We start from the raw sequence: 16,880 nt of genomic DNA, 5'->3' as shown, positions 1-16,880 counted from the left end.
CGGTGGGCGCGGCCAAGCCATGCGCCCGACACTCCGAGACCAAGCCAGCCGCTAGGTGATCAGCAGTTCCAAGGCCTCGGCCAGGTGTGCCACTTCGCGGACCGAGAAACCCTCCGGGATGGGCCCCGGTCCGTTGGGACTCGCGGGCACCACCGCGTGGGTGAACCCAAGCCGCTGCGCCTCGTGGATGCGCTGGTTGATCCCTGGAACCGGACGGACCTCGCCGGCCAGGCCAACCTCGCCGAAGGCAATGAGCCGCTGAGGCAGTGCCTTCCGCGCCTTCGCCGAGGCCACGGCAAGCGCTACCGCAAGGTCGGTGGCCGGTTCGCTCAATTTCACTCCTCCGACTGTGGCCACGTAGGAGTCGTCCTTGTGCAGGATGCAACCGGCCCGTTGTTGAAGGACAGCCAGGAGCATGGCGACGCGCGAGCTGTCCAGGCCGCTCGTGGCCCTGCGCGGCTGTGAGCTGGCGCTTTCGGCCAGGAGCGACTGCACTTCGGCCAACAGCGGGCGCCGGCCTTCCATGGTCACGGTGATGCAGGTGCCGGACACCGGCTCGCGTGTCCGCGATACAAAAAGCCCGCTGGGATCGGCGAGGCCTTCGATGCCGGCTTCGTTCAGGTCGAAACAGCCGACGTCGTCCGTGGCTCCGTAGCGGTTCTTGACCGCGCGCAACAAGCGCAAGCGGGAATGGCGCTCGCCTTCGAACTGGCACACGACATCCACCAAGTGCTCCAGGAGGCGCGGACCGGCAATGGAGCCGTCCTTCGTCACATGGCCTACCAGCAGGGTTGTCATGTTGCGGCGCTTCGCGGCGGCGATAATGGACGCTGCGACTTCCCGGACCTGAGAGACTCCGCCCGCGCTACCTTCGACGTCGGCGCTGCTGAGGGTCTGTACCGAGTCCACAATCAGCAGTTTCGGCTCGAGCTTCTCCACTTGCCCCAGGGCCTGCCCGAGGTCCGTTTCCGCCGAGAGATAGAGGCTATGAGCGACCGCGTCGATCCGTTCCGCGCGGAGCTTGACCTGGGCCGCCGATTCCTCACCCGTGACGTACAGGACGTCCTGGCCGGTGCGGGCGAACTTCGCCGCGACATCGAGCAGGAGGGTGGATTTCCCGACGCCGGGTTCCCCGGCAAGAAGGATCACCGCGCCGGGAACCAGCCCTCCGCCCAGGACGCGGTCCAGTTCGTCGACTCCGGTGGGCAGGAATGCGGCCGTGGTGCCGTCTACCTCGGCAATCCGGCGAGCCGGCTCCAAAACCGTTGTGGCCGCCGTCGTACGCGCTACCGTGGCGCCCGTTTCCTCCACAGTGCCCCACGCCTGGCACTCACCGCAGCGCCCCACCCACTTGACAGTGGTCCACCCGCATTCGGCACATTTGTACGCGGGTGTCTTGGAGGTGCGTGAGGTCTTGGAAGCCATGCGTACAAGGCTAGTGGAGGGGTAGGACAGTCAAGCGCGCCTCACTGCAAGGGAGGAAGCACGTCCCGGGCTTCCCGGGGGTCCATGCCCGCGGCTTCGAGCAGGTCCACCATGAGCGGGCGGAACAGCATCACCACTGTTTCGCCCTCGAGCTTCTGGACGTGAAGCATTTTGGGGTGCAGCCGGGTGGCAATGTCGGCCAAGTCCTGCCGTGCGCCGCGCAGGTGGGCCCGGCGGGCGCCGTCGTGCACTTCCGCGAGGCCGAGCGACAGTTCCTCGACGGCGGCGGACGTGTCCTGGAGGACCTCCGAAATGCTGTCCGTCGCCTCGTCGGTCAATGCTGCATGGTTGATGGCGCTCGTGAGCCGCCGCGCGAACACCCGGCTGTTGCGGAGGGCGAGGTCGATGGAATCCAACGACTCCTCCAGCATGGTGAGCTCGTCGCGGTGCCGCCGGTACGCCGGGGCGAGCGTGGCCACTTCACCGGATGCCTTGAGGGATTGGCGCATCCGGTCCACGAGCGGCTGGCAATTCCGCCCCCGGATGAGGGCATGCCAGGCCTGGGTGGAGTCGCTGTTGATCAATGCGTCGGCACATTCACGGAGGACCTCCGAGAGTTCGTGCAGGAGTTTGCGGACGTCCTGGCGCGGCTCCCTGCGCGGGTCCTTCGGGACCAGCATGGTAACCAGCAGCGCGAAAACCCCGCCCACAACGGCGTCGATGCTTCGGGTGAACGGCCCCCCGGCCGGCGCGGGCAGCAAGACCACGAGAAGCGATTGCAGGCCCAGTTGGGTGGTGAAGATGGTGCCACTGTCCAGGAACCGGGCCAGGAGGATGGAGAAAAGGAGCACGACGGCGGCTTGCCAGATTCCCGAACCCAGCCAGTGGAGCAGAAGATCGCCGATGACGATCCCGAGGGTGCAGCCAAGCCCGACCTCCACGACCCGGCGAAGCCGCGGATCCCGCGAGAAGCCGAGCGCGATCAGCGACGAAGTCGCGGCGAAAAGGGGTCCTGAGTGCCCAAGGATGTATTCAGCGAACGCGTAGGCGCCCACGGCGCACACGGTCATCTGGACGGCCGGGACCAAGGAGTTCCGGCTGCGGACGAAGCCAGTTCGCAGCCGCGCCCGCAGGAATTTCTTGCTCGCTGAAAGTCCTTGGGGGGCGGTCATGGCTCAAGTCTATTCAGGAGCTGCCTAGTAAATGAGGCTCGCCGAAGGAACCGCAAAGTGAGGGGCGTCACTTAATCCCTTATGACTCGCCAAGCGCAAGGGTGACGCTGCACATGTAAGCCAATGGTCCACAGCCGTTCACCTCCCGTTCACTTTGGACCGCCGATCCCTTTACCTGCGACTCCTACCGTCAATAAAGGTACAAACACGTACGCAAATCTTTCGTATGCCGACTTTCTCCCTCGGTACGCATCAGAGAATCCCTGGAAGGGGTACATCCCAGTGAAGGCAACTCGCTTCGGCCGCAACGCGGCAATCGCGGTCCTCGCAGTCGGCGCCCTTGCGCTGACCGCTTGTGGTTCAGACAACGCAACCGGCGCCCCGGCAGCCACCCAGAGCGCCGCAGGCGTCAAGGTCACCGGCACCCTGACCGGCATCGGCTCTTCGGCGCAGGGCGCCGCAATGGACGCTTGGAAGACCAACTTCGCTTCCGCGAACCCGGGTGCCACGGTCCAGTACTCCCCGGACGGCTCGGGCGCAGGCCGCAAGGCCATCCTTGACGGCTCCGCGCAGTTCGCAGGCTCCGACGCCTACCTGAGCGACGCTGAACTGGCCACCTCCAAGACCAAGTGCGGCACCGACGGCGCCATCAACATCCCGGTGTACATCTCCCCGATCGCCGTTGCCTTCAACATCCCGAACGTCAAGGACTTGAAGCTCGACGCCGACACCGTTGCGAAGATCTTCCGCGGCCAGATCACCAACTGGAACGACCCGGCAATCGCCGCCCTGAACGCCGGAGTCACCCTTCCGGACCTCAAGGTCACCCCGGTCAACCGCTCTGACGACTCCGGCACCACCCAGAACTTCACGGACTACCTGGCATCCGCTGCTCCCTCGGTCTGGACCGACAAGGCTGCCGGCCTGTGGCCCGCGTCCCTGAAGGGCGAGAACGCCAAGGGCACCTCCGGCGTCGTCAAGACCGTCACCGACACCCCGGGCGCCGTGACCTACGCTGACGATTCCGCAGTCTCCGGCAAGCTCGGCACCGCACAGATCAAGGTTGGCTCGGACTTCGTCAAGATCTCCCCGGCCGCTGCCGCCAAGGCTGTTGAACTGGGCAAGCCCGTTGCAGGCCGCCCGACCGGAGACCTTTCCATCAAGCTTGACCGCACCACCACGGATTCCTCCGCCTACCCGGTAGTGCTGGTTTCCTACCACGTCGTCTGCACCACCTACGACAAGAAGGAAACCGCTGACCTGGTCAAGGCATTCGAGAGCTACGTAGTCTCCGACGCCGGCCAGCAGGCCGCTGCCGGCTCCGCCAAGTCCGCTCCGCTCTCCAAGGCGCTGCAGGACAAGGCAAAGGCCGCTGTTGACTCCATCAAGGCCAAGGCCTAAGGACCACAATGAAGTAGTGGTGCCGCGGACCGCGGCGCCACTACCCTTGAATATCAACGTTCCCCGTCCCGCGCTGGTGAAACATCACCGGACGGGGCGGGGAACTTGGCCATTTTTGAGTGAATCTGAAGGATCGTGAAGTGACCACCAACTCCTTGACCACTTCCCAAGGTGCCGGACGCGCCGGGGACAAGGTCTTCTCCGGAGCCACCCTGGCCGCGGGATGCCTGATCCTCGCGGTTCTCTTCGGCGTCGCACTTTTCCTTGTCATCCAGGCCATTCCGGCCCTTGTGGCTCCACCCGCGGACATCCAAGGCGGCCACGGCTTCTTCGCCTACATCGGGCCGATCGTCGTCGGGACCCTGATTGCCGCCGTCATCGCGCTGGTGATCGCTACTCCGGTAGCCATCGGCGTCGCGCTGTTCATCTCCCACTACGCTCCCCGCAGGCTTGCCTCGGGTCTCGGCTACGTGGTGGACCTCCTCGCGGCCATTCCCTCCGTGGTCTACGGCGCATGGGGCGCGGCGTTCCTTGCCCCCCAGATTTCGCCCGCCTACGGCTGGCTGGCCAGCAACATGGGCTGGTTGCCGATTTTCCAAGGCCCGGCCTCCGCTACCGGCAAGACCATCCTGACCGCGAGTATCGTCCTCTCCGTCATGGTTTTGCCGATCATCACTTCACTCTCGCGTGAAATCTTCCTGCAGACCCCGAAGCTCCACGAGGAAGCCGCACTGGCCCTCGGCGCGACCCGATGGGAAATGATCAAGATGGCTGTCTTGCCGTTCGGCCGCCCCGGTATCGTGAGCGCCATCATGCTGGGCCTGGGCCGCGCGCTTGGCGAGACCATGGCCGTCGCCCTGGTCCTGTCCTCCGGCGTCCTGACCGCAAGCCTGATCCAGACCGGAAACCAGACCATCGCCGCTGAAATCGCCTTGAACTTCCCTGAAGCCAGCGGGCTCAAGGTCAGCACGTTGATCGCGGCGGGCTTGGTATTGTTCGTCATCACCCTGGGTGTCAACATGATTGCACGCTGGATCATCTCCAGGCACAAAGAATTCTCGGGAGCCAACTAATGACTGTCACAGCCCCCGTGGCGCGCAAACGCTCCGCACTGACCAAGGGCCAGTTGCCGGCTTTCGCACCCTACGTCGTCCTGGCCGTCGCCCTGGTGCTCGGCGCAGCGATCCTTGCGTTGATCGGCTTCAACGCCTTCGGCTGGGGCCTCGTGTCCGCGATCCTGTTCGCGATCGGCCTGGTCGGCTGGAGCGCAGTTGTCGAAGGCGGCCGCAAGGCGAGCGACAAGCTTGCCACCTGCCTGATCGTCGGCTCGTTCCTTGTGGCGCTGCTGCCCCTGATTTCGGTGATCTGGACCGTCCTCGTGAACGGCATCCCGGGCATCATCACCCCAGGCTTCCTGACGACTTCCATGAACGGCGTCACCGGTTCCCTCGACAACAAGAGCGTCGATGAAGGCACGAAGGTCCTCGGCGGCATCTATCATGCGCTTCTGGGCACCGTGCAGATCACCCTGCTTGCAACGGTCATCTCGGTTCCTGTGGGCCTGCTGACCGCAATCTACCTGGTGGAATACGGCAACGACCGGGCCCTCGCCCGTGCCATCACCTTCTTCGTCGACGTTATGACCGGCATCCCGTCGATCGTCGCAGGTCTCTTTTCCGCAGCCTTCTTCTTCGCCGTGGTGGGCCCCGGCACCAAGACCGGTGCGGTTGCCGCCGTCGCGCTTTCGGTCCTGATGATCCCGGTGGTGGTCCGCTCGAGCGAGGAAATGCTCAAGATCGTCCCGAACGAGCTCCGTGAGGCGGCGTACGCGCTGGGTGTCCGCAAGTGGCGCACCATCCTCAAGGTGGTCATCCCGACGGCGATTTCCGGCATCGCGTCTGGCGTCACCTTGGCGATCGCCCGGGTGATTGGCGAGACGGCTCCGATCCTGGTCACCGCAGGTTTCGCCACAACGATCAACAACAACGTGTTCGGCGGCTGGATGGCCTCCCTGCCTACGTTCATCTACACGCAGATCCTGAACCCGACCTCGCCGTCCAACCCGGACCCGTCGAGCCAGCGGGCATGGGGTGCCGCGCTGGTCCTGATCATCCTGGTGATGCTCCTGAACCTCGGCGCCAGGCTGATCGCCCGGATCTTCGCCCCCAAGGCCGGCCGTTGAGCCGCCAGGCCACACGCAAACTTCCAACCACAGCACCGAAGGAACACCATGTCTAAGCGGATCGACGTCAAGGATCTGAACGTCTACTACGGCAGCTTCCTGGCCGTTGAGGGCGTCAACATCAACATTGAAGCCAAATCGGTCACGGCATTCATCGGCCCGTCCGGTTGTGGCAAGTCCACCTTCCTGCGCACCCTGAACCGCATGCACGAAGTGCTTCCCGGTGCCCGCGTTGAGGGCGAAGTCCTGCTCGACGGCGACAATCTCTACGGCCCCGGCGTGGACCCCGTGACGGTCCGCACCCAGGTTGGCATGGTCTTCCAGCGGCCCAACCCGTTCCCCACGATGTCCATCCGCGACAACGTGCTGGCCGGCGTGAAGCTCAACAACAAGAGGATCAGCAAGGGCGCGGCCGACGCACTCGTGGAGAAGTCCCTGCGCGGCGCCAACCTGTGGAACGAGGTCAAGGACCGCCTCGAGAAGCCCGGCTCCGGACTCTCCGGCGGCCAGCAGCAGCGGCTCTGCATTGCCCGTGCCATCGCCGTGGAACCGCAGGTCATCCTCATGGACGAGCCCTGCTCTGCGCTTGACCCCATCTCCACCTTGGCCGTCGAAGACCTCATCAACGAGCTCAAGGACGAGTACACCGTGGTGATCGTGACCCACAACATGCAGCAGGCTGCACGCGTTTCCGACAAGACCGCGTTCTTCAACATCGCCGGCACCGGCAAGCCGGGCAAGCTCATCGAGTTCGCGGACACCACCACCATCTTCAACAACCCGTCCCAGAAGGCCACGGAAGACTACGTCTCCGGCCGGTTCGGATAGGCCCCAGCGGCTCCCTGGGAACCACGCGAAAAGCCCGACGGCGACCGTCACCTATCCAGGTGACTACCGCCGTCGGGCTTTTTCGTGTCTGGCGCGGCTCGCCGGACTCAGTGCGAAAGCGGTGAGAGCGCCAGTCCGAGGACGAACGCCACGGCGGCGGTAACGATCGGCGTCGCGACCCAGAACCCCAGGATCCGCAGCACCATCCGGCGGTTGGTGACGGAAAAGTTCTGGTTGGTTCCCGCACCAAGCACTGCCGACGTCACAGTGTGCGTGGTGGAAAGCGGCAAATGGAGGCCGATGGCACCGATGAATAACATCAGTGAGGTCAGGCTCTGGGCGATGAATCCCCGCATCGGGTCTACCCGCGTCAGCTTGTAACCCAAGGTGTACGAGATGCGCCAACCACCACACAGCGTTCCCGCCGTGAGCATGACGGCCGTCAGCAGGATGACCCACAACGGGAGGTCGCTGGAGTCGGACACTCCGGCAGCCACGGCGCCCAACAGGATCACCGCTACGGTTCGTTGCCCGTCCTGCAGTCCGTGGCCGAGCGCGACCGCAGCGGCCGAGACGGACTGTGCGTGGCGGAAGCGGCCATGCACGACATCGGGCTGGGTGTAGCGGGCGGCCCATGTGACAGGCCACACGAGAAGATAGGCACCAAGGAAAGCAATCACGGGGGACAGCAGCAACGGCAGGACCACTTGCGCCAGCAAAATACCGTCTACCCCGTTGACGGAGCTGCCTCCCATCACTGCGCTTGCGGCTCCGGCGCCCACGAGGCCTCCTACCAAGGCATGGGTCGACGAGAGCGGCACACCGCGCCACCAAGCGTAGATTCCCCAAAGGATGGCACTGCACAGCCCCGCGGCGAGCATGGTCAGCCCGTTCATTCCCGAGGGGAGAACCACCCAGGACTGGCTGAAAACCAGCGCGAAACAGCCGCTGAGGAGCACGCCGGCAAAATTGAAGACCGCTGCCAACACAACGGCGACTGACGGAGTGAGGGCGCGGGTCCGCACGGAGAGCGCGACGGCGGTGGAGACGTCGCGGAAGCCATTCAGGAATGCGAAGCCAGCCGCCAGCACCACCACAAGGGCGAAGAACGCGACTGCCACCTCATGCTTCCTTGACGATGATGCTGCCTACCTGGGTGGCGACGCGCCGCATGTCCTTGGTGACGTCAACCAGTTGATTGGCCACGTCACGGTTCCGCGAAAACTGGGTGGACTTCATGTCGCGGAGCATCTCGGCCACCCAGGTCCGGTGGCTGCGTTCCGCACGCTTGGCCAGCCGCAGCACCTCGATCCAGTAATCCTCGAGTTCGTCCAGATCGTCCAGCTGGCGCATGGCATCAACCGTGAGCTCCGCCTGGCGGCTGATGATCTCCAGTTGGTCCGCCGCGCGCTTGGGCACCCGATCCAGTTTGTAGAGGGCCACGAGCTCGCCCGCGGCATCCAGCTTTTCCATCGCCTCGTTGAGGAAGCGGGAGAGGGCGTACATGTCCTCGCGGGGGAGCGGGTTCACGAAGCTCGTGCGCATGTGGGTCAAGAGGGCGAAATGCAGATCCGTGGATTTCGCCTCGTGTTCGTGCATCTCCTCCACAAGCCGTTCGTGCTCCGCGACAGGAGCTCCGAAGATCTCAGAAAGCGTCCCGGTTGCCTCAAGAATCTGGCGGGCCATTTGCGACAACAATTGCAACCCGGCGGGTTCTTGGGGGAAGAGACGCAGCTTCATTTGGCTTCCGGTAGGCGGGAGGGATAGGGGTGGGGCGGCGTCTTCGCCGAAGGGCATAAAAATGGTGCCGAACCGGATACGCCTCTCGGCGGTAGGCCGCTCGAAGCGGCTATAAGTTGAAGCCCGGGGGTTTCGCGGTTCGACACCAGTTTCAGTTTTCTACGTCATCCGAGCTAAGTCAATCTTGACAGCTGGCGGCAGGGGTGGTTGTGACGGTCCCGCACCCTTATATTTCACGTCAGTCCAGCTCGCCCAGGCGCCAAGCATTGGCCGCGTGCTCGAGATCTTCCGCGGTCTTCACGAGCTGGTGGGAGTTCCGGGTCAGCTTGCTTGCGTGGCCTTCGTTGGAATGCTCTGCACTGTCCGCCAGGGTGGCTTGGCCCAACGCGACGACGCGGCAAAACGCGGCTGAGCGTTCCAGCGCGACGTCGAAATCGCCGTCGAACGCTCCCGAAAGGATGGCATCCGCCATCTGTTTCATTTCGTCCGCCCCCGGCGGCTCGGCTGCCCCCGCCACAACATGGGAAACCTGGGCGGTGTCCCGGCCGGCCTTGAAGTACACGGAAATGCGCTCGGAGTTCTGCATGGTGGCCGCGCGCAATGCATAAAGCCGCCACAATGCGCCGGGCAAAGACCGGGCGGGGCTCTCTGCCCACATTTCGGCGATGGCCTCCAGGCCTTGCTCGTCAGCGAGCTTCACGAGGCGCCTGGTGATCTTGGGGTCATCGCTGTCCCGACCTCGCCGCACGAGCGCCTGGGCGGCAAGGTGAGCGGCTTCGGACACACGCGCAGGGTCCGCTCCGCCGGCAAACGGCTCGAAGTCAACCGGCGCGAAGGGTTTCGGCTTGTGATGCCTGTTTGCTCCGCCGTACACAGGAGGTCCCGATTGTTCGCTCATGCCCCAACGCTACTCCTGTGTTTTCGCTCGTGCACTCTTGACTGGGCTTGTTGTGGTGGCCCTCGGGCGCGGGGCGTTCCTTCCTGACCTTGTTTGATTCCGCCGGTGCCGCGACACGCCGTAGTTGCCGCGTGTCGTCGTCGGGGTTGGCTCAAAAAAGGTCAGGACCGCTCGGGGGCCGAGCGTGTCAAAACGGCCTTGAGCTTGAGGTACAGTATTTATGGCTGTTTCTACAGTCGGCAGGGGCCTTTAGCTCAGTTGGTAGAGCATCGGACTTTTAATCCGTGGGTCGTGGGTTCGATCCCCACAGGGCCCACCCAAAACCCCCCGGAACCGCACGGTTCCGGGGGTTTACTTGTGCCAGGCGAAACTACGGCGTGGCCCACGCGGCCGGGTGACGGCCGAGCGGTCCGGCTTGCTGCGACCAATGCGCGGCGACGCCGTCGATTCGCCCCGGAAGTGGCACGCGTCGCGCCGGTCCCCAGTCGGTGCTGGTTTCCACCAAGGTGAAGTCATTCGGTGCAGCTACGGACAGGTGATCAGTCGGCGGGGTCAGCGAGTACAGCAAATTGGCCGTACCGATGAGTGAGCCCTGGATGCGGGCCGTCACCGAGTGGCTAAGGCGCCGGGTCAGGGCACGGGCGACGGCCGCGGCCAATAGCCAGCCGGTCGCGTGGTCGAGGGCCTGGACGGGAAGCGGGGTGGGCTCCGCTTGGCCCCTGGCGGTGGCTCCGGCGTCGGCGATTCCGCAGCTCATCTGGACCAGGCTGTCGAACCCGCGCCGATTGCGCCAGGGACCATCCAAGCCGTAGGCGTCCAAGCTGGCGATGATCAGGCCGGGGTTCATGGCGATCAGGGACCCGTCGTCGTAGCCCAGGCGTTTCAGGGCGTCGGGCCGCAGTCCCGACACGAGCACATCGGCGGCCGCGAGCAGTTCCTCGAATATCGCGCGGTCGGTCGGGGCAGCGAGATCCAAAGCGGCGGTTCGTTTGCCCAGCGTCGTCTCAGGCAGCAGCGACGGCACCTCTTCAAAGCCCGGCGGATCGATCCGCAGCACGTCGGCACCATAACCGGCGAGGAACTTGGTGCACACGGGTCCTGCGATCACCCGCGTCAGGTCGAGCACACGCACCCCGTGGAAGGGCATTTCGCCGACAGTGTCCGGTGGGCCGGCGCCGGTTGAACGGCGTTCGACGACGGTCAGCGGCGGCGTGTCCGCCGTCGCCATCCCCGGAGCCGAGGCGAGCCATTGCCCGCGGTTGCGCATGACGGCGGCGCATCCGCCCGCCTCCACGATGGCCGTCTCCAATTCTTCGGCGGGCAACCCAGCCACTGCGGCCTGAACTGTTTCGCGGTCATGGGCGCCAAGCACCCGCTCGACGGCGGCGCGGTGGCTGGCGTAGTTGGTGTGCAGCCTGATCCACGCGTCCCCCGTGCGATAGTTCCCGGCGATGGGGTCCCACAGTGGCGGCCGGGTCCAGCCGATCGGGGTGAACAGCCGCTCGGAGGCGAACGCGGCGCAGGACTCCCGGCTGTCTACCGTCACCGCTCGCGGCCCTGACTGGCGGCGGGCTGCGAGGAACTGCTCAGCGGCCACTGTCGCGACCACAACCGCCCCCGTCGCCAGTCCTGTCACGTCGAAAACGGCCGGGAGAACGGCCCGGGGCCCTGTTGTCGTTAGCTGAGTGGCCGGCCAATCCGCATCATCGGCGCCGATTGCGTGCCACACTCGGGAAGTCACATCAGCGAAGCTGTCGTTCACACTCACCATTCTTGACGGGGCCACACGAAACGAGCAATGGCAGCCGGATCTAACGCCTCCTGCCCAAGTGGGCCTCCAACTGCCAGACTGTTCTTCATGCAAGCGCTTTTGGACGGACTCCTGAATACCAGCCCGCTTGTGATCGCGTGCATCGTTTTCGCCCTCGTGTTCGCTGAGGATGCAATTTTTGTGGGCTTTGTGATCCCCGGTGAAACGGCGGCAGTGGTCGGCGGGGTGATTTCGAGCCGCGGGCTCTTCGAATTGTGGGCCATGATCGCCATTGTGGTCACGGCCGCGATCACGGGGGACACCGTGGGTTACGAAATAGGCAAACACTTCGGTCCGCGGGTGATGGCCTTGAAAATCCTGGACAAGAGACGCGCCCAATTGCAGAGGGCCGAAGACTTCCTCAAGGACAAAGGCGGCGTCGCGGTGCTCCTGGGCAGGTTTACCGCCTTCTTCCGTGCCGTGATGCCTGCGCTCGCCGGACTCAGCCGCATGCCCTACCGGCGCTTCGCGTTCTGGAATTTCAGCGGCGGCATTATCTGGGGGTCCTTGTTCGTGACGCTCGGCTTTGTGGCCGGAAATTCGTACGAAGAAGTGGCCCGTGTGGTGGGCCGGGGGGCAGCGGCCGTGGTGGCAGTAATTGTGGTGGCGATTGTGCTTGTCTGGCAGGTCAGGAAGCACCGCGCCAAGAAGGCTTGATGCCGCGGGATCACGGAAATCCGGCGGAAACTTAAAGGCTTTAGGCTGGTCACAATTCGTTCGGGAGGGGCGGTGAATGGTCCAACTGGATATGTCTGATGTTTGGCGTTATAACCGTAGTAGCTGCCCCGACGTCCTCGGCTTATCTGAGCCTCGAGTGATCTGATGTCCGCTTCTGCAGCACAGAACTTTTAAGGAGAACCGATGCATCTTTTGCCCCGTGAGCAGGAAAAGCTCATGATCGTGGTCGCGGCCGACCTCGCCCGCCGTCGGCAATCCCGTGGCTTGAAGCTCAACTTTCCCGAAGCCGTGGCCGTCATCAGCTACGAACTGATCGAGGGCGCCCGTGACGGCAAAACCGTCGCAGAACTCATGAGCTACGGGACCACCTTGCTTCGCCGTGAAGACGTGATGGAGGGCGTGCCAGAGATGATCCATGACGTCCAGATCGAGGCCACTTTCCCCGACGGCACCAAGCTCGTCACCGTCCACGACCCGATCCGCTAGGAGGCCAACATGATTCCCGGTGAGTACCGTCTCCAAGCAGAGCCCATCGCCTGCAACAGCGGACGCGAGGCAATCGCCGTCGACGTCGTCAACCGTGGCGACCGCCCGGTCCAGGTGGGCTCGCATTACCACTTTGCCGAGTCGAATCCCGCGCTCGATTTTGACCGCGAAGCCGCTTTCGGCCGCCGGCTGGACATCCCTGCCGGAACGGCTGCGCGCTTCGAACCCGGCGATTCCAAGACCGTCAAACTCATTGCACTTGCGGGACGCCGCGAAGTCTACGGCCTGCGGAACGCCGTCAACGGTCCCCTTGACGCCGACGCCGGAAAGAACGACGGCGGCGCTGCCGCTTACACCGACCGGCCCGGTGCCAGCACAGAAGGGACAGCCCAGTGAGCTTCGAAATTTCGCGCAAGCAGTACGCAGACCTTTACGGCCCGACGACGGGCGACTCCATCCGCTTGGCGGACACCGAACTTTTCCTTGAGATCGAGAAGGACTACACGGTCTACGGCGAAGAGGTCATGTTCGGCGGAGGCAAAGTGGTCCGCGACGGCATGGGGCAGAACGGCCAAGTGACCCGGGATGAGGACGTCCCGGACACCGTCATTTCGAACGTCGTGGTCCTCGACTACACCGGAATCTACAAGGCCGATGTGGCGCTCAAAGACGGCCACATCTTCAAGATCGGCAAGGCCGGCAACCCCCAGATCGCCGACGGCGTGGACATCGTGATCGGGGCCAGTACTGAGATGATCGCCGGGGAAGGCAAGATCCTCACTGCAGGCGGCGTCGACACCCACATCCACTACATTTCCCCGGACCAAGTCCCCACGGCCCTGTGCAGCGGCATCACCACTATGGTCGGCGGTGGCACGGGACCAGCCGAAGGTACCAAGGCCACCACCATCACGCCCGGCAAATGGCACATTTCGCGGATGCTGCAAGCCGCGGAAGGACTGCCGATCAATATAGGCCTCTTCGGCAAGGGCCACGCGTCCGCCATCGAGCCGCTCGCCGAACAGATCCGCGCAGGAGCAGTGGGCCTCAAAGTCCACGAGGACTGGGGCGCCACGACATCTTCGATCGACATGTCGCTGCGCGTAGCCGACGAATACGACGTACAGGTAGCCATCCACACGGACACCCTCAACGAGTGCGGATTCGTGGAGGACACCATCAAGGCCATCGACGGCCGAGTGATCCACACCTTCCACACCGAAGGCGCCGGCGGCGGCCACGCTCCGGACATCATCAAGATCGCCGGATTGCCCAACGTGCTCCCGGCATCCACCAACCCCACGCTCCCGTACACGCGCAACACCATCGAAGAGCACCTGGACATGCTCATGGTGTGCCACCACCTCAACCCGGACATCCCGGAAGACGTGGCGTTCGCTGATTCCCGCATCCGGGCCGAAACCATCGCCGCCGAAGACGTGCTCCAGGACTTGGGCATCTTCTCCATGACCTCATCGGATTCCCAGGCCATGGGCCGCGTGGGCGAAGTGGTCATCCGCACCTGGCAAGTGGCCGACGCCATGAAGCGGCAGCGGGGCGTCCTCAAGGATGCGTCAGGTGCAAGCCACGGCGCTCCGAACGGCTTGGGCGCGGAGAGCGACAACTTCCGGATCAAGCGCTACATCTCCAAATACACCATCAACCCCGCGATCGCGCAGGGAATGGCAGACTCCATCGGCTCCGTGGAAGTGGGAAAGTTCGCCGACCTCGTCCTCTGGAATCCGGCCTTCTTCGGTGTGAAGCCTGAACTGGTCCTCAAAGGCGGGCAGATCGCCTACGCGCTCATGGGCGATTCCAACGGCTCCATCCCCACACCGCAGCCACGTACCATGCGCCCGATGTTCGCCACCCACGGCAAAGCGCTGCAGCAGTCGTCCATTACCTTCCTGTCCAAGGCGGCCATCGACGCCGGCGTTCCGGAAGAGCTTGGCCTTGAACGCGTCATCCGGGCGGTCTCCGGTATCCGGAACTTGCGCAAGGCGGACCTCAAGTTCAACGGCGAAACTCCCGATATCGCCGTCGACCCCGAAACCTACAAAGTGACGGTCGACGGCGAGGACGTCACCTGTGAGCCTTCCGACGTGCTGCCCATGGCCCAGCGCTACTTCCTTTTCTAGATCGCCGGGAGGAGAACCACATGATCATCGAAAAGATCCTCGGCAACCTGCACGAACTGCCGCAGGCCGAGGCCGCGGCGCTGGCCAAACTCCACAAGGAGAAGGTCGTGCTGCCGAGCGCCCAGCTGGTCAAACGCATCCAACGCGTCACCACGGACCACGGGAAGGAGCTCGGCATCCGCCTCCCCGCCGGAACCGGGGACCTGCGCGACGGCGACATCCTCGCCGTCGAGGAGGCGAACCTCATCGTGGTCTCCGTGCTGCCGAGCGACGTCCTGGTCATCGCCGCGCGCAGCATCTACGAAATGGGCGTAGTGGCGCACTCCCTCGGCAACAGGCACCTGCAGGCCCAGTTCTTCGACGGCGACTCCGAATACGGGGCCGAAGTCATGGTGTGCCAGTACGACCACACGGTCGAGGACTACCTCAAACACGTCGGCGTGCCTTATGACCGCCAGGAACGCGTAATGCCGGTGCCTTTCCGCCATGCTGAACACACGCACTGAGCCTGCTTCGGCTGCGGTTAACCCGGTAGGCAAGCCTCCGGTGGGTGATAGGGGCCGTGCCCGCTCCGCGGTGCCCGCCACGCCGCGGCCCCTATCACCCACCTACGCCGTCCACGTCACCTTCGGGGGGCAGCAGTGAGCTCCTATCAGCTCGCCCTCCAGCAGTTGTGCGACTCCGCTCTTCCTACCGGGGCGTTTGCTCATTCTTTGGGGTTTGAGACGTACATCGACCGTGGGGTCGTGGCTGATGAGGGGAGTTTTGGGGTTTGGCTGTCTGCGTTTGTGGGGCAGCAGTTGACTTATTCCGATGGGCTGGCCATCCGGTTCCTTTATGAAGGGGTGGATTTGGGGGAGTTGGATGCTCATTTGAGTGCTCAGCTCTTGCCTCGGCAGTTGCGGGAGGCGAGTACCAAAATGGGCGGGCGGCTGATCGAGATCGGGAGCGAAGTCTTTCCCTCGGCCGAGCTGGAAGCTTATCGGGCTATGGTGACCACCGGCGGGGCCGCCGGCCATCAGCCGCTGGCGTTCGCCGTCGTCGCGCGCTCGCTGGGCGTGCCGTTCGAAGAAGCGCTGGCCGCGTACCTTTTCGCGGCGGTCACCTCGCTGACCCAGAACGCCGTGCGCGCCATCCCTCTCGGCCAGAACTCCGGGCAGCGGCTGCTGCGCAAAGCGCACGACGACGTCGCTGCCGCCGTCGAACATGTCCGGCACCTCGGCTGGGACGACTTCGGAGCCGTCAGCCCCGGCCTGGAAATTTCGCAGATGCGGCACGAATGGCAACGTGCACGCATGTTCATGAGCTAGAACCATAGGAGGACACATGTCTGAACCCATCAAGATCGGTATCGGCGGCCCGGTAGGTGCCGGCAAAACGCAGCTCGTTGAGCGCCTGACCCGCCACATGAGCCGGGAAATCTCCATGGCCGCCATCACCAACGACATCTACACGATCGAAGACGCCAAAATCCTCGCGGCCAACGGCATCCTTCCCGAAGACCGCATCTTCGGCGTCGAAACCGGCGGCTGCCCGCACACCGCCATCCGCGAAGACACCTCCATGAACACGGCGGCCATCGAGGAACTCAAGAGACGCCACCCCGACCTGCAGGTCATCTTCGTCGAATCCGGCGGCGACAACCTCTCCGCCACGTTCAGCCCCGAACTCGTGGACTTCTCGATCTACATCATCGACGTCGCCCAGGGCGAGAAAATCCCCCGCAAAGCCGGCCAAGGCATGATCAAGTCGGACCTGTTCATCATCAACAAGACCGACCTCGCCCCATTCGTCGGCGCAGACCTGTCCGTCATGGAACGGGACTCCAAGGAATTCCGCGGCGACAAGCCCTTCTGCTTCACCAACCTGAAGACCGACGAAGGGCTGGACAAGGTCATCGCATGGATGCGGCACGATGTCCTGATGCTCGACCTGGCGTCATGAGCACGACGGCGACGGCGGCTGAGCTCTCGTCGGCGGACGGGTCACCTCCGGCGGCTCCGCCGGATTTGGGGCCGTGCCCGTCCCCAGCCGCCCCCAACTCTCGCAAGCTCGAGTCGGGGCCCTCGCGGCAGTGGGCCCATCGCGGTGCCCACCACGCCGCGGCCCCCAAATCCGGCTT

17 protein-coding genes and 1 tRNA gene are annotated in these 16,880 nt (G+C 64.3%); 12 read left to right on the top strand and 6 right to left on the bottom strand.

What is annotated here, in order from left to right; translation table 11 throughout:
• Positions 1-51 precede the first annotated feature (51 nt).
• Both radA and AC1DJB_RS19590 read right to left on the bottom strand, forming a co-directional pair.
• The gene (gene radA / locus AC1DJB_RS19595) at positions 52-1,425 is read right to left on the bottom strand and encodes a DNA repair protein RadA (RefSeq protein WP_307053811.1); all 1,374 of its coding nucleotides are present in this window, start codon (positions 1,423-1,425) and stop codon (positions 52-54) included.
• Positions 1,426-1,466: 41 nt separating this feature from the next.
• Positions 1,467-2,597, bottom strand: a complete 1,131-nt coding sequence (locus AC1DJB_RS19590; protein ID WP_284990887.1) for an FUSC family protein — start codon at positions 2,595-2,597, stop codon at positions 1,467-1,469.
• A gap of 282 nt (positions 2,598-2,879) precedes the next feature.
• Here AC1DJB_RS19590 and pstS point away from each other — a divergent pair, with 282 nt between their 5' ends.
• From pstS to pstB, 4 genes are all read left to right on the top strand, one after another.
• Entirely contained in the window at positions 2,880-3,998 is a 1,119-nt protein-coding gene (pstS, locus tag AC1DJB_RS19585) for a phosphate ABC transporter substrate-binding protein PstS (protein ID WP_059388351.1), read from the top strand.
• Between the two features lie 140 nt (positions 3,999-4,138).
• Positions 4,139-5,071, top strand: a complete 933-nt coding sequence (pstC, locus tag AC1DJB_RS19580; RefSeq protein WP_284990886.1) for a phosphate ABC transporter permease subunit PstC — start codon at positions 4,139-4,141, stop codon at positions 5,069-5,071.
• On the top strand, positions 5,071-6,180 hold the full coding sequence (gene pstA, locus AC1DJB_RS19575) for a phosphate ABC transporter permease PstA (protein WP_059388352.1): 1,110 nt from the start codon (positions 5,071-5,073) through the stop codon (positions 6,178-6,180). Before pstC ends, pstA begins: the two co-directional genes overlap by 1 nt.
• A 48-nt stretch (positions 6,181-6,228) precedes the next feature.
• Positions 6,229-7,008 (top strand): phosphate ABC transporter ATP-binding protein PstB, encoded by a 780-nt coding sequence (pstB, locus tag AC1DJB_RS19570; protein ID WP_059388353.1) that lies wholly within the window; start codon positions 6,229-6,231, stop codon positions 7,006-7,008.
• 107 nt (positions 7,009-7,115) lie between these two features.
• On the opposite strand, the gene AC1DJB_RS19565 is transcribed toward pstB, so the two are convergent.
• From AC1DJB_RS19565 to AC1DJB_RS19555, 3 genes are all read right to left on the bottom strand, one after another.
• Entirely contained in the window at positions 7,116-8,129 is a 1,014-nt protein-coding gene (locus tag AC1DJB_RS19565; RefSeq protein WP_441438122.1) for an inorganic phosphate transporter, read from the bottom strand.
• A gap of 1 nt (position 8,130) precedes the next feature.
• Positions 8,131-8,748 carry a DUF47 domain-containing protein gene (locus AC1DJB_RS19560; RefSeq protein ID WP_078106946.1) on the bottom strand — a complete coding sequence of 206 codons (618 nt, stop codon included), beginning with the start codon at positions 8,746-8,748 and terminating at the stop codon, positions 8,131-8,133.
• A 238-nt stretch (positions 8,749-8,986) separates the two neighbouring features.
• The gene (locus tag AC1DJB_RS19555; protein WP_078106945.1) at positions 8,987-9,646 is read right to left on the bottom strand and encodes a hypothetical protein; all 660 of its coding nucleotides are present in this window, start codon (positions 9,644-9,646) and stop codon (positions 8,987-8,989) included.
• Positions 9,647-9,889: 243 nt separating this feature from the next.
• Between AC1DJB_RS19555 and AC1DJB_RS19550 the strand changes: the two genes are divergently transcribed.
• Positions 9,890-9,962, top strand: a tRNA-Lys gene (locus tag AC1DJB_RS19550).
• Positions 9,963-10,016: 54 nt separating this feature from the next.
• On the opposite strand, the gene AC1DJB_RS19545 is transcribed toward AC1DJB_RS19550, so the two are convergent.
• Entirely contained in the window at positions 10,017-11,408 is a 1,392-nt protein-coding gene (locus AC1DJB_RS19545) for a CoA transferase (protein WP_476910746.1), read from the bottom strand.
• A gap of 96 nt (positions 11,409-11,504) precedes the next feature.
• On the opposite strand from AC1DJB_RS19545, the gene AC1DJB_RS19540 reads away from it, so the two are divergent.
• From AC1DJB_RS19540 to ureG, 7 genes are all read left to right on the top strand, one after another.
• Positions 11,505-12,113: a DedA family protein gene (locus AC1DJB_RS19540; RefSeq protein ID WP_059388356.1), complete on the top strand. Its 609-nt coding sequence runs from the start codon at positions 11,505-11,507 to the stop codon at positions 12,111-12,113.
• Between the two features lie 204 nt (positions 12,114-12,317).
• Positions 12,318-12,620, top strand: coding sequence for an urease subunit gamma (locus AC1DJB_RS19535; protein ID WP_284990846.1), 303 nt, complete (start codon positions 12,318-12,320; stop codon positions 12,618-12,620).
• Positions 12,621-12,629: 9 nt separating this feature from the next.
• Complete coding sequence (locus tag AC1DJB_RS19530; protein ID WP_307053818.1) at positions 12,630-13,016, top strand: urease subunit beta; 387 nt, start codon at positions 12,630-12,632, stop codon at positions 13,014-13,016.
• Positions 13,013-14,758 carry an urease subunit alpha gene (gene ureC, locus AC1DJB_RS19525; protein ID WP_332602622.1) on the top strand — a complete coding sequence of 582 codons (1,746 nt, stop codon included), beginning with the start codon at positions 13,013-13,015 and terminating at the stop codon, positions 14,756-14,758. Before AC1DJB_RS19530 ends, ureC begins: the two co-directional genes overlap by 4 nt.
• 20 nt (positions 14,759-14,778) lie before the next feature.
• A complete protein-coding gene (gene ureE, locus AC1DJB_RS19520) occupies positions 14,779-15,264 on the top strand; it encodes an urease accessory protein UreE (protein WP_307053820.1) in 486 nt (161 codons plus the stop codon).
• Between the two features lie 135 nt (positions 15,265-15,399).
• Complete coding sequence (locus AC1DJB_RS19515; protein WP_441433754.1) at positions 15,400-16,068, top strand: urease accessory protein UreF; 669 nt, start codon at positions 15,400-15,402, stop codon at positions 16,066-16,068.
• A 16-nt stretch (positions 16,069-16,084) separates the two neighbouring features.
• The gene (ureG, locus tag AC1DJB_RS19510) at positions 16,085-16,702 is read left to right on the top strand and encodes an urease accessory protein UreG (protein ID WP_441433753.1); all 618 of its coding nucleotides are present in this window, start codon (positions 16,085-16,087) and stop codon (positions 16,700-16,702) included.
• The last annotated feature ends 178 nt before the right edge of the window (positions 16,703-16,880 follow it).

The sequence above is a fragment of the Arthrobacter sp. 01T428 genome (assembly GCF_056398685.1).
This window is presented reverse-complemented; position numbering and strand designations above follow the sequence as displayed.